This window comes from Mesorhizobium sp. Cs1299R1N3 (assembly GCF_037179625.1).
GTDB classification, from domain to species: Bacteria; Pseudomonadota; Alphaproteobacteria; order Rhizobiales; family Rhizobiaceae; genus Mesorhizobium; species Mesorhizobium salmacidum.
Map to the genome: position 1 here is coordinate 18,729 of NZ_JAPYKQ010000024.1, position 13,227 is coordinate 31,955.

Consider the following 13,227-nt stretch of genomic DNA (forward strand, 5'->3'; position numbering starts at 1 on the left):
TTGACCGCCAGCCATCCAGTGGGATCGACGATGCCCCGTGACGAGCCGGCCCCGGCCTATGCCTGTGATTTCGGCGCCTTGCGTCAAGAATTTCGCCAAGCAGCCGAGCGGGCGGGCGCGGAACTGTCTGAATATGTCCATCCGCTGAACGGGCCTGATGGCGGGGCGCTGGCGACGGATGTGGCACTGCTTGGCCGTCGCGATGCGCGCAAGCTGATCGTGCTCATCTCCGGCACGCATGGTGTCGAGGGGCCGTTCGGCTCGGCCTGCCAGACCGCCTGGCTCGGCCAGAAGAACCCGCGGCGCTTGCCTGATGACACGGCAATCCTAGCCATTCACCTCATCAATCCGTGGAGCACCGCGTGGTCGCGGCGTGTCAACGAAGACAATGTTGACCTCAACCGCAACTTCATCGACTGGTCTTCGACTATCCCGGTCAACAACGGCTATGCCGGCCTGCACGACGCCGTGGCATACCGCGAATGGGAGGGGCCGGACCGCGTAGCGGCCGACGAGAAGCTGGCCATGGCGCGCAGGAGGCTTGGACATGCCGGGCTGGCGGCGATCGTCGAGGCCGGCCAGTATGAGTTCGCCGACGGGATGTTCTATGGTGGCGGCGGCCCGGTCTGGTCGAACAGGACGCTGAACGAAATCCTGAAGACCTTTGCCCGCGAGGCGCGTCAAGTCATCGTCTTTGATCTGCACACGGGGGCGGGCCCCTACGGCTATCCGGCGCTGCTTTCGGTGGCGAGTTCCGAGCATGACGGTCTTGCGTGGGGCAAATCCATTTTCGGGCCGGCGCTGTCGACCGTGCTGACCGGCCCCGGCGCCAAGACAGGCACCGGCATCGCCGCGACGGCGACCGGCTATGTCTCCGACGCCGTCCGCAAGGCAATGCCGAACGCGCGCGTGCTGCCGCTTGTCGTCGAATGCGGCACGCTGGACGGCCCGGCGGTCATGGAAGCGGTGCAGGCCGACAACTGGCTGCATCTGTTCGGCAAGCTCGACTCGCCACTGGGCAAGCGGATCCGGGACACGCTGCGCTCGGCCTTCATTCCGGTCGATCCGGATTGGCAGCGCACCTGCCTGTCGAGCAGTCTGCGCTATTTCGACCGTGCACTGGCCGACCTGCGGACCGTGGCGTTGGACGAGACCAGCGGGAGCGAACGGATACCGCCAACGGCTCGCGCCGTTGTGGTGGTCGATCCGGTGTCCGTCGACGAGGCGAAGACCACGACGCCGGCCGTGCAGATCGACGAGCTTCACAAGAGCTTCGGCTCGCTTCTGGTGCTGAAGGGCGTCAATCTCACCGCTCACGCTGGCGAAGTCATTTCCATGATCGGCTCGTCAGGTTCGGGCAAGAGCACGTTCCTGCGCTGCATCAACCTTCTGGAACAGCCGGACGGCGGCAAGGTGACCATCGACGGCGAACTCATCAAGATGAAGCCGCTGTCCAACGGCCGTCTCGGGCCGGCCGACATGGCGCAGGTCGAACGCATTCGCGCCCGCGTCGGCATGGTGTTCCAGAACTTCAATCTGTGGCCGCACATGACGGTGGTGGAGAACATCATCGAGGCGCCCCGGCATGTGCTGAAGGAGCCGCGCGAGAAAGCCATCGAACACGCGCTCGCGCTGTTGAAGAAAGTCGGGCTCGCCGACAAGCATGCCCATTATCCCGGTCAGTTGTCCGGCGGCCAGCAGCAACGGGCGGCGATCGCCCGCACGCTGGCGATGCGGCCCAAGGTCATCCTCTTCGACGAACCGACTTCGGCGCTCGATCCCGAGCTGGTCGGCGAGGTGCTGCGGGTGATCCGTCAATTGGCGGAGGAGGGCAACACCATGATCCTCGTGACGCACGAGATGCAGTTCGCGCGCGAGGTCTCCCACAAGGTTCTGTTTCTCCACCAGGGAAAGGTGGAGGAAGAGGGTGCACCAGCGGAGCTGTTCGGCAGCCCGCGCTCGGAGCGTCTACGCCAATTCCTGGCACGGACGCTGTGAGGAAGCCGCATCCTCGAAGCGTCCGGTTCGCACCGGACAACGGCAATGAAGATCAACAACAAGGGGAACTGATATGAAACTGAAAGTCTTGACGCTGCTCGCGTGTCTAGCGGGAAGCATGGGCAGCGCCTTGGCAGCCGAAGGCGAGCTGTCCATTGGTACCGAAGGCGCCTACCCGCCATGGAGCATGTCCGATGCCAACGGCAACGTCACCGGCTTCGACGCCGATGTCGGCGCCTTGCTGTGCACGAAACTCGCGGTGACCTGCCATTTCGTCGTGCAGGCCTTCGATGGGTTGATCCCGGCGCTGAAGGCCAAGCGCTTCGACGTCATCATCTCGGGTATGTCGATCACCGCCGACCGCAAGAAGGAGATCAATTTCAGCGTCGGCTATGCCGAACTGGCCAACATGTTCGTCGCGGCCAAGGGTTCTGATCTCGCCGCCATCACCGACGTCGACACGCTGCTGAAATCGCTCGATGGCAAGAAGGTCGGCGTGCAGGCCGGCACGACCCACGCGCATTTCCTCGAGAAGCGTGCGCCGAATGCCGACCTGAAAACCTACGACACGCTCGACCAGATGCAGATCGACCTGGCGAGCGGCCGCATCGACACGGCTTTCGCCGATCAATCCGCCTTGCAGGATTTTCTGGACAAGCCGGATGGCAAGAACTTCCAGCTGATAGGTGTTGAGATCAAGAGCACGTTCGATCCGACGCTTGGCGAGGGCATCGGCGTCGGTATTGCGCAGGAAAACACCGAACTCAAGGCCAAGATCGACAAGGCGCTTTGCGAGTTGATCGCAGACGGCTCGGTCGGCAAGGCCAGCCAGAAATGGTTCAAGACGGACATTTCCCGGCCCTGCAAATAACGCCTTGGAATTGTGGCATGCGCCCGGACAGCCGGGCGCATGCGTCTCATTGGCACGACAGGCTAGGGCAACTCAGATGGAATTCGGTCTCTGGCAGGTTTGGGAAGCGGGTTGGGTGACCGCCATCCTGCGTGGCGCGTCGGTCACAATCCTTGTGGGTTTAGTCAGCATGGCAGCCGGTCTGGTGATCGGCATTGTCTGCGGGCTGATCAAATGGGCGCGGATATTTCCGCTTTCGCTGCTCGTCGATGCCTATACGTCGCTGGTGCGCGGCGTGCCCGAGCTGCTCATCATCTACCTGTTGTTTTTCAGCTCGGTTGAATTCGTGACCAAGGTCGTGACCGCGTTCGGCTATGCCGGCGTCGCGGAGAGCGGCTATGCATTCGTTATCGCGGTCATCGCCATCGGCGCGATCTCCGGCGCCTATTCGACCGAGGTCGTGCGCGGGGCTCTGGGCGCGATTCCCGATGGACATATCGAGGCCGCTCGCGCGCTAGGACTGTCGGGCGGCCGGATATTTCGCCGCATCATCGCCCCGCAGATGCTGCGCATCGCGGTCCCCGGCATCAACAATGTCTGGCAGACGACGATCAAGGACACCGCGTTGGTTTCCGTGGTCGGCCTTCAGGAGTTGATGCGCATTTCCTTCATCGGCGCGAACTCCACCCGCCATCCGTTCATCTTCTACCTGATTGCGGCGGTGGTTTATCTGGCCATCACGCTTGTAAGCCAGGTCGGCTTCGACGGCATCGAAAGCCTGCTCAGGCTACGGACGAGAAAAGCAGTATGATAGAACTCATCCAGCTTGCAGTTCCCGTTCTGCTCAAGGGCCTATGGGTCACAGCCGCACTGACTTTCGTTTCGGTGCTGATCGGCTTCAATCTCGGTCTCGGACTGGCGCTCATGCGGCTGTCGTCGAACTGGCTCCTGTCGGGCTTCGCCAAATATTACAGTACCGTCTTTCGCGGGACTCCGCTGCTGGTGCAGATCTTCCTGTTTTACTACGGGCTCGGCCAGCTTTCCCTTATCAAGAACAACGCGGCTTTGTGGTGGGTGATCAGCGAAGGATCGCGCTGCGCCGTCCTGGCGCTTGCTTTGAACACGGCTGCCTATACATCCGAAATCCTGCGCGGCGGATTGATGTCCGTTCCGGTCGGTCTCGTCGAGGCGGCTCAGGCGTGCGGCATGTCGCGCATCCTGCGTTTCCGGCGCATCGAGTTCCCGCTCGCCATCCGCCAGGCGCTGCCGGCCTATGGCAACGAGCTTATCCTGGTCGTCAAGGGGACCAGCCTTGCCTCGACAATCACCGTGCTCGAAATCACCGGCTATGCCAAGCGGCTGATGAGCCAGACCTTCGCGATCTTCGAGATTTTCGCCATTGCCGGAGTGCTCTACCTGGTGATCAATCTGCTGCTGATCGCGATTATCCGTTCCATAGAGCGTTTTCTAATGAGGCATGAATCCTCCTCTAGCCAGAAATCGACCGCACTCAAATCGATCTGACGTGGTTTCATGACGCGTCTGGTGCTGGTTCTTCGCGATGCGTCCGCAAGGCGATGGTCTTCGATCATCGTCAAATCCACCTCGCGCGACAGAGGATTGGGTGCCAGCGTTGAACGATCCGGCACTCGTCAACGTCAAGCACCGCGACAGCTCTACTGTCTGGAAGACATGTGCCCTTCTATGAAAAATGGGGGTTCACGGCGGATCTGCCGGCCGTCATGAGGAAATCCATTCAACGCTCGGGATTGCCTTTCGTCCACATCCGGGACGGCACGCCACCCGCGTGCCCGTTTTCTACGGTCCGGTGAAGTAGATCGCAGTCGCGAGCAGCGCGCTTTCAAGCCGAGGGACGTTTTATGCGCCGTCTAAAATGGTCCACGTCGTGAGTTTCCATGGCGAAGGCGAGGTCGGCGACGGGATCGTCGGCGGTGTCGCCCATATGAAGGACGCAGGCCCAATCTGATAAGGGTCCGCATTGTTTATTGCGAAATCCGGGTCCGAGACGCTGCCATCAGAACGATCATCTCTCATATTTTTCAGGCAGTTAATCAGATTTGGTAGCGGGAGAGGGATACCGCCAATACAGTGCTATCACTGAATTCGATTGCTGAAGAACGTTCTTGACCGATATCTAAGAATGTCGCCTACCATCCGCGGTGCTCGGTTTTGATGATATGGCTGGCACAGCCGATGATTGCAGATCGTGAACATCTCGACCCGGACAATTCAGCGACTCGTAGGAATCGTGCTCGACGCGTTGGGCACGATAGCCGAGTGGATGGCGGGGGCGACGCTCCCAAACTTCAGGGCTGCGACTACAGGTGTCACTGTCCCGCTAACGTTTCCTTTCCCCGTGACAGCTCATTCCGCTGGCGCGACCCGCAGCGATGGCATTCGGGCGCTTAGCCGGTCGAGATAGAGGTAAACGACCGGCGTGGTATAGAGCGTCAAAAGCTGAGAGACGACGAGCCCGCCGACTATCGCGACGCCGAGCGGCTGGCGGAGTTCCGCGCCGGTGCCGGTTTCGAGCGCCAGCGGCAAGGCGCCGAGCAGGGCGGCGAAGGTTGTCATCATGATCGGCCGGAAACGCTGCAGGCTGGCCTTGTGTATGGCCGCGCGGGACGAGAGCGCTTCCTGGCGTTCGGCCTGCAAGGCCATGTCGATCATCATGATGGCGTTCTTCTTGACGATACCGATCAAGAGAATGATTCCGATCAGCGAGATCACGTCGAACTCCATGCCGGTGATGATGAGCGCGAGCAGCGCGCCGATGCCCGCCGAGGGTAGCGTCGACAGGATGGTGATCGGATGCACATAGCTCTCGTAGAGGACGCCGAGTACCACATAGATCGTGGCGAGCGCCGCGGCGATCAGCAAAAGCTCGTTCATCAAATTGGCGCGGTAGGCGAGCGCCGTGCCGGCCAGTGAGCCGTGGATCGACACCGGCGTCTTCAGCTCGGCCATGGCGCGGTCGATCGCGGCCGAAGCGTCGCCAAGTGTGGCGCCGCCGGCAACGTTGAACGAGATTGTCGTGGCGACGAAATGGCCCTGGTGGTTGACCGAGATCGGCATCGTCGCCGGGCCGTAGGTGCTGAAGGCGGCCAAAGGCACCATTTTTTCGGCCGAGGTGCTGACCGCCGCGCCGCTTGACGCGCTGCCATGGCCGGTGACGGCAATGGCATTGGTCGCCTGGTTCCGCAGCGAGCCCGTCAGGCTGCCGGCCAGCGCGTTGGTCTGTTGCACGCCGCTGGCCGCAGCACCCGAGGTGCTGACATAGATGCCGTTCAGCGCGCTCGGATCCTGCAAATAGCGCGGCGCCACTTCCATGACGACATGGTACTGGTTGCGGGCGTTGAAGATGGTCGACACCTGGCGCTGGCCGAAAGCATCGTAAAGCGTGGCGTCGATGCTGGCCGGGGTCAGGCCGAGGCGCGCAGCGCTCTCGCGGTCGACCGTGATGTTGGTCTCGAGCCCGTCCTCGTCGCGGTCGGAATTGACGTCGGTGAGCTCGGGCGCCTTCTTTAGGAGATCGACCAGCTTCGGCGTCCATTCGTCCAGGTCGGCGGTCGTGTCGGCCTGCAGCGTGTATTGATAGGTTGCGAGGCTCTGGCGGCCGCCGACCCTGATCTCCTGGCGCGGATTGAGGAAGAGCCGCGCGCCGGGCAATTGCCCGAGCTGCGCGCGCAACCGCGTCAGCACCACTTGCAGCGGCGCCCGTTCGCCCTTCGGCTTCAGCGCGACCTGGACGAAGCCGGAATTGGTCTGCCGACCGCCTATATAGCCGACCACATTCTCGACCGCCGGATCGTTCTTGAGAATCGCTTCCAGCTGTTCGAATTTCTGCCGCATCAGCTGGAAGGAAATGGCCTGATCGGCGCGCAGCCCACCCATCAGCTCGCCGGTGTCCTGCTGCGGAAAGAAGCCCTTCGGCACCACCGTATAGAGATAGACGTTGAAGACGATGGCCGCGAAAAGCACCACCAGCATGATTTCCGAATTGTCGAGCGACCAGGCGAGCGAGCGGCCATAGAAGGCGCGGACGCGCTCGAACACGCCTTCGCCGAAGCGCGCCAGGATAGAGCGCCTGGCCGACGGGCTCGCGGACGGGCGCAGAAAATGCGCGCACATCATCGGCGTCAACGTCAGCGACAGCACCAGCGAAATGGCGATCGACAGCGACAACGTCAGGGCGAATTCCTGGAACAGGCGGCCGAGTATGCCGCCCATCAACAGGATCGGCAGGAAGACGGCCACCAGCGAGGCGCTCATCGACAGCACCGTGAAGCCGACTTCCTTGGCGCCGGTCAGCGCCGCCTTGCCGCGCGGCATGCCGTCCTCGATATGGCGCGTGATGTTTTCGAGCACCACGATGGCGTCGTCGACGACGAAGCCGGTGGCGATGGTGAGGGCCATCAGCGACAGATTGTCGAGCGTGAAGCCGAGCAGATACATCGCCCCGAAGGTGCCCAAGATCGAGAGGACCAGCGCGACGCTCGGGATCAGCGCCGCACGCCAGTCGCGCAGGAAGCAGAACACGACGAGGATGACGAGCAGCACCGCCAGCACCAGCGTCAGCTCGGTGTCGTGCAGCGAGCCGCGAATGGTGGTCGAGCCGTCGGTGGCGATGCTGAGCCGCGCATCGGCCGGCACCGAGGCCTGGAGTGTCGGGATCAGAGCACGCACGCGATCGACCGTCTCGATGATGTTGGCGTTGGGCTCGCGATAGAGCACCAAAAGCACCGCCGGCTCACCATTGGCTAGGCCGAGATTGCGCACGTCCTCGACGGAATCCTCGACATCGGCGATGTCGCGGAGGCGCACCGCCGCATTGTTGCGCCAGGCAATCACCAAGTCACGGAAATCGGCGGCGTGGCTTGCCTGGTCGTTGGTGTAGAGCTGGTAGCGCAGCGCGCCGTCTTCCTCGAAACCTTTCGGGCTGCGCGCGTTGGCCGAGGCAAGTGCGGCGCGCACATCCTCCAGGCCGATGCCGTAGTGGAACAGCGCGCCGGGATTGAGCTCGACGCGCACGGCCGGCAGTGACGAGCCGCCGAGGTCGACATTGCCGACGCCCTCGACCTGCGACAGGCGCTGCTGCAGCACGGTCGCGGCGGCATCGTAGAGCTGGCCAGGTGTCAGCGTGCGCGAGGTCAGCGCCAGGATCATCACCGGGGAGTCGGCGGGATTGTATTTGCGATAGGTCGGGTTGCTGCGCAGGTCCGACGGCAGGTCGGCGCGCGCGGCGTTGATGGCGGCCTGGACGTCGCGCGCCGCGCCGTTGATGTCGCGGTCGAGGTCGAATTGCAGGACGACATTGGTCGAGCCGGTGCCCGAGCGCGAGGTCATCTCGGAGACGCCGGCGATCTGGCCGAGATGGCGCTCCAGCGGTGCGGCGACATCGCTCGCCATCGTGTCGGGGCTTGCGCCCGCCATCGAGGCCTGCACCGAGATGGTGGGGAAATCGACCTTGGGCAAAGGTGCTATGGGCAGATTGAAATAAGCGATCAGGCCCGCGGCGGCCAAGCCGATCGCCAGCAGCGCGGTGGCAACCGGCCGCGCGATGAACGGCGCCGAGAGGTTCACGACGTGGACCCGCCGGTGGAGGGTTCGACGACGCCGGAGCCGCGCCGCGTCAGCCGGTCGAAGGCGAGATAGATGACCGGCGTGGTGAACAGCGTCAGCACCTGACTGACGATCAGCCCGCCGACGATGGTGATGCCGAGCGGCTGGTGAAGCTCGGAGCCGGCAAGGCCGCCGAGCAGCAGCGGCAACGCGCCGAACAACGCGGCGAAAGTCGTCATCAGGATCGGGCGGAGCCTCAGCAGGCACGCCTCGTAGATCGCCTCGCGAGGATCGAGCCCCTGCAGCCGCTCAGCCTGGAGGGCGAAATCGATCATCATGATGGCGTTCTTCTTGACGATGCCGACGAGCAGCACGATGCCGATGATGCCGATGACATCAAGATCATGACCGGCGAGCATCAGCGCCACCAGCGCGCCGACGGTGGCGGACGGCAGCGTCGAGAGGATGGTCAGCGGATGGATGAAGCTCTCGTAGAGCACGCCCAGAACCACATAGACCGTGGCCACGGCCGCCAATACCAAGAGCAATTCGTTGGACAGCGAGCTCTGCAGCGCCAGCGCCGCGCCTCGGAAGCCGGTCGTCAGGCCGGCGGGTGGCTGCATGTCCTGCTCGGCGGCGGTGATTGCCGCAGTCGCATCGCCCAGCGAGGCGCCGGAAGCGAGGTTGAAGGAGATAGTCGCCGCCGGGAATTGCGCGAGATGGTTCACCAGCAACGGCGCCTGCCGGACATTAATGCTGGCTATCGCCGACAGCGGCACCTGGCCCGAACCCGACGATGGCAAGTAGATCGAGCCCAGCGAAGCCGGCGTTTGGCCGACCGACGGATCGGCTTCGAGGATGACGCGGTATTCGTTCGACTGGGTGAAGATGGTCGAGATGATGCGCTGGCCAAAAGCGTCGTAGAGCGCGTTGTCTACCGTCGCCGGCGTGATGCCGAAGCGCGCCGCCGTAGCGCGGTCGATGGTGACGTCGACGGCAAGTCCGCTCTGCTGGCTGTCGCTGGCGACATCGGCAAGCTCGGGAAGCGCCGAGAGCCTGTCGGTGAGCTTGGTCGTCCATGCCGCCAGCTCGACGGGATCGGAATCCTGCAGCACATACTGGTATTGCGAAGCGCTTATCGTGGAATCGACCGTCAGGTCCTGCACCGGCTGCATGTGCAGCGCTATTCCCGTGACCCCGGCGGCTTCCCGCGTCAGCCGCCTGATGATGGCGCTGGCGTCAGCCTGGCGCTCGTCGCGCGGCTTCAGATTGATCAACATATGGCCGCTGTTGGCGGTCATATTCTGGCCGTCGACGCCGATGAAGGACGACAGGCTGGCGACATCGGGATCCTTCAGAATGGCGTCGGCCAGCGCCTGCTGATGGTCCGCCATGTCGGCATAGGAAGCCGAGCCCGCCGCCTCGGTGATGGCAGAGATGGCGCCGGTGTCCTGCGCCGGGAAGAAGCCCTTCGGGATGGCGATGTAGAGGTAGACGGTAAGCGCCAGCGTCAGAACCGCCACCAGCAATGTCAGGGCCTGGCGGTCGAGCACCCAGCGGAGCGCCGCACCATAGCCGTTCGCGACCGCATCAAAGGCGCCTTCGCTCCAGCGCGCCAGCGCGCCCGGCCGCCGTTCGGCTGGCGGCTTCAAAAGCCTGGCGCACAGCATCGGCACCAAGGTCAGCGAGACGACGGCCGAGATGACGATGGCGATGGCCAAGGTGATGGCGAATTCGTAGAACAGGCGGCCGACCAGGTCGCCCATGAACAGAAGCGGGATCAGCACCGCGATCAGCGAGACGGTGAGCGATATGATGGTGAAGCCGATCTGGGCCGAACCCTCGAGCGCGGCGGTGACCGGATCGTCGCCGTGCTCGATGAAGCGCGAGATGTTCTCGATCATGACGATGGCGTCGTCGATGACGAATCCGGAAGAGATCGTCAGCGCCATCAGCGACAGATTGTCGAGGCTGAAACCCCACAGATACATGACTGCGAAGGTGCCGACGAGGGACAGCGGCACCGACAGGCTCGGGATGATCGTCGCCGGGATATTGCGCAGGAACAGGAAGGTGACGAGCACGACCAGAAGCGCCGCCAGCCCCAGTTCGAACTCGACGTCGTGGACGGAGGCCCGGATCGTCGTGGTGCGGTCGGTCAGCGGTTCGACATCGAGCGCCGCCGGCAGGCCGGCGCGCAGTTGCGGCAGCAGCGCCTTCACGCCGTCGACGACGCGGATGACATTGGCGCCCGGCTGGCGCTGGATGTTGAGGATGATCGCCGGCGTGCGGTTTTTCCAGGCGCCCAGCCTGGAATTTTCAGGCCCTTCGACGATGTCGGCCACCTCGCCCAGCCGCACCGGCGCGCCGTTGCGATAGGCGATCACCATATCGGCATAGGTCTTCGGATCGGCGACCTGATCGTTGGCGTTGATGGTATAGGAGCGCGCCGGCCCGTCGAAACTTCCCTTCGGCGTGTTGACGTTGAGCGTGCCGATGGCGGTGCGCAGATCGTCGATGTTGAGGCCCATGGCGGCCAGAGCCTTGAGCTTGACTTGCACGCGCACGGCCGGGCGCTCGCCGCCGCTGATCGAAACCAGGCCGACGCCGGGAAGCTGCGATATCTTCTGCGCCAGCCGCGTCTCGGCATAGTTCTCCACTTGCGTCAGCGGCAGCGTCCTGGAGGTGATCGCCAGCGTCAGGATCGGCGCGTCGGCGGGATTGACCTTGGCGTAGATCGGCGGCGCCGGCAGGTCGGCGGGCAGAAGATTGCCCGACGCATTGATCGCCGCCTGCACCTCCTGCTCGGCGATGTCGAGGCTGAGGTCGAGGCTAAAGCGCAGCGTGATGACCGAGGCGCCGGCGGAGGAGCCCGACGACATCTGCTCTAGTCCCGGCATCTGGCCGAACTGCCGCTCGAGCGGCGCGGTTACCGAAGTGGTCATCACCTCCGGGCTGGCGCCCGGGTAGAAGGTCTGCACCTGGATCGTCGGATAATCGACTTCAGGCAGCGCCGAGAGCGGCAGAAACAGATAGGCGATCATGCCGACGATCAGGATGGTGGCCATGATCAGCGTCGTCGCCACGGGCCGCAGAATGAACGGCCGCGACGGATTCAGCCAGCCGGAGACGAGGCCGCTCGGCGTGTTCATCGGCTTTCGCCGGAATCGCCGCCATTGCCGGCACCACCGCCGCCGTCGCGACGATTGTGGCGGTGGTGCTTGTGGCCGGAAGCATCGCCCGATGCAGCCGTGCCCTCGCCCGCCGAGTCGTGGCCTATCGAACCGGCGCCTTGGCCGCTCGACGTCGCGGGCGGGTTGCCGGGATTGGCGGCCGGCGCACCGGCGGCCGCGCTGCCCGCGCCCGCTGCTTGCGGCGGCGCTGGAGATGCGGCGCCGGAGATCGGCGCCGCGCCGTTGTCGGGCACGGTGACCTTGGCGCCGTCCTTGAGCCGGTCGACGCCGTCGATCACGACCTTGGCGTCAGGCGCCAGGCCGGACAGAAGCTGCGTGACGGTGGCGTTGCCCGGGCCGAGCGAAACGGTCTTCACCGAGACGGTGCTGTCGTCGTTGAGCTGGTAGACGAAGGTGCCCGGCGCGCCGTGCTGGATGGCGGCGTTGGGCAGAATGCTGACCCCGGTGAGCGTGCGCACAAGCAGATGCACGTTGACGAACTGGTTGGGATAGAGTGCGCCGTCGACATTAGGGAAAACCGCGCGCAGCTTCACCGTGCCAGTGGTCGGATCGATCTGGTTGTCGATCGTCTGCAGCGTGCCTTCGGCGACCTGCTTGGTGTCGTTGCGGTCGAACAAGCTGGCCTTGAGCGCGGGATTGCCAGGCGTCTGCTCCAGCACTTGCGCCAAGCTGTCCTCGGGTAGCGAGAACAGCACCGATATCGGCTGCATCCGAGCGATCACCGCAATGCCGGTGCTGTCACCCGGCGTGACATAGTTGCCCTGGTCGACGAGGCGCAGGCCGATGCGGCCGTCGGTGGGCGCCGTGATATGGCTGTTGGCGATGTTGACCTGCATACCCTCGATCTGCGCCTGGTCGGACATCACCGTGCCCTCGTCGGACTGCACCGTCGCGCGCTGCAGGTCGACTGCCTGCTGAGTGACCGCGTTGGAGGTAAGCTTCAGGTCACGGTCGAGGTCGAGCTTGGCGTCGGCAAGCAGCGCCTGGTCGTGCTGCAATTGCCCCTGCAATTGGTGCAGCGAAGCGTTCAAGGTGCGGTCGTCGATCTGGGCGAGGAAATCTCCCTTCTTCACCATCTGGCCCTCGGAGAAGCCAATTGCGGTGATCTGGCCGCTGACCTGCGACCGCACGGTGACGGTCGACAGTGACGTGACCGTGCCCAGCGCCTCGAGAACGATCGGGATATCCGCCTGCGCCACGGGCGCCACGGCAACCGGCTGCGCGAGATCGCCGCCGCCGCGGAAACGGCCGGCGCCACGCTGGCTGCCCTGCTGGTGGACCTGAATGGGATGCAGCCAGAACGCGCCGCCTACCGCCGCCAGGACGAGGAGCAGCGCAACGATCCAGCCTCGCCGAGAACGGCGCATGACCAGTGGCTGGACCCCCGTCAGGGGCTCGGCGGGGGTCACGGGGCCGCTGGGGGGCGCCGCCTTGCCGCGGAGCTTGCGCCGGCTGACGACTTCGTCGTCCACTTCTCTCACCTGTCCTTCGACCGCATTCCCGGGCTACCGTCTTCGCCGACCGCGCCGACGGACCGTGCCGAGGCGACAGCCCGAGGTGCGATCCAGCCGGAGCATAGGCACCCGAATTTCCCCGTTCAAT

General features: G+C 64.1%; 7 protein-coding genes. 4 read left to right on the forward strand and 3 right to left on the reverse strand.

The window, feature by feature from the left end; all coding sequences use genetic code 11:
* Positions 1-30 precede the first annotated feature (30 nt).
* The 4 genes from O7B34_RS29320 to O7B34_RS29335 all read left to right on the forward strand — a co-directional run bounded on the left by O7B34_RS29320 (position 31) and on the right by O7B34_RS29335 (position 4,372).
* Positions 31-1,998 (forward strand): DUF2817 domain-containing protein, encoded by a 1,968-nt coding sequence (locus O7B34_RS29320; RefSeq protein ID WP_442921014.1) that lies wholly within the window; start codon positions 31-33, stop codon positions 1,996-1,998.
* 73 nt (positions 1,999-2,071) lie between these two features.
* Positions 2,072-2,869: a transporter substrate-binding domain-containing protein gene (locus tag O7B34_RS29325; protein ID WP_337149291.1), complete on the forward strand. Its 798-nt coding sequence runs from the start codon at positions 2,072-2,074 to the stop codon at positions 2,867-2,869.
* Between the two features lie 76 nt (positions 2,870-2,945).
* Positions 2,946-3,659, forward strand: coding sequence for an ABC transporter permease (locus O7B34_RS29330; protein WP_337149292.1), 714 nt, complete (start codon positions 2,946-2,948; stop codon positions 3,657-3,659).
* Complete coding sequence (locus O7B34_RS29335) at positions 3,656-4,372, forward strand: ABC transporter permease (RefSeq protein ID WP_337149293.1); 717 nt, start codon at positions 3,656-3,658, stop codon at positions 4,370-4,372. Before O7B34_RS29330 ends, O7B34_RS29335 begins: the two co-directional genes overlap by 4 nt.
* 861 nt (positions 4,373-5,233) lie before the next feature.
* Here the strand turns inward: O7B34_RS29335 and O7B34_RS29340 are convergent.
* Genes O7B34_RS29340 through O7B34_RS29350 form a run of 3 tightly spaced genes read right to left on the reverse strand, consistent with a single transcriptional unit; the run spans position 5,234 to position 13,097 of the window.
* Positions 5,234-8,452 carry an efflux RND transporter permease subunit gene (locus O7B34_RS29340; RefSeq protein ID WP_337149294.1) on the reverse strand — a complete coding sequence of 1,073 codons (3,219 nt, stop codon included), beginning with the start codon at positions 8,450-8,452 and terminating at the stop codon, positions 5,234-5,236.
* Positions 8,449-11,550: a multidrug efflux RND transporter permease subunit gene (locus O7B34_RS29345; RefSeq protein ID WP_337149318.1), complete on the reverse strand. Its 3,102-nt coding sequence runs from the start codon at positions 11,548-11,550 to the stop codon at positions 8,449-8,451. The genes O7B34_RS29340 and O7B34_RS29345 overlap by 4 nt, the downstream gene beginning before the upstream one ends.
* Positions 11,551-11,579: 29 nt before the next feature.
* Positions 11,580-13,097 carry an efflux RND transporter periplasmic adaptor subunit gene (locus O7B34_RS29350; protein WP_337149295.1) on the reverse strand — a complete coding sequence of 506 codons (1,518 nt, stop codon included), beginning with the start codon at positions 13,095-13,097 and terminating at the stop codon, positions 11,580-11,582.
* Positions 13,098-13,227: the final 130 nt, after the last annotated feature.

Bases quoted from the DNA above. Each gene is read 5' to 3' on its own strand.
- O7B34_RS29320 (WP_442921014.1), top strand. From the start codon at position 31: ATGCCCCGTGACGAGCCGGCCCCGGCCTATGCCTGTGATTTCGGCGCC.
- O7B34_RS29325 (WP_337149291.1), top strand. From the start codon at position 2,072: ATGAAACTGAAAGTCTTGACGCTGCTCGCGTGTCTAGCGGGAAGCATG.
- O7B34_RS29330 (WP_337149292.1), top strand. From the start codon at position 2,946: ATGGAATTCGGTCTCTGGCAGGTTTGGGAAGCGGGTTGGGTGACCGCC.
- O7B34_RS29335 (WP_337149293.1), top strand. From the start codon at position 3,656: ATGATAGAACTCATCCAGCTTGCAGTTCCCGTTCTGCTCAAGGGCCTA.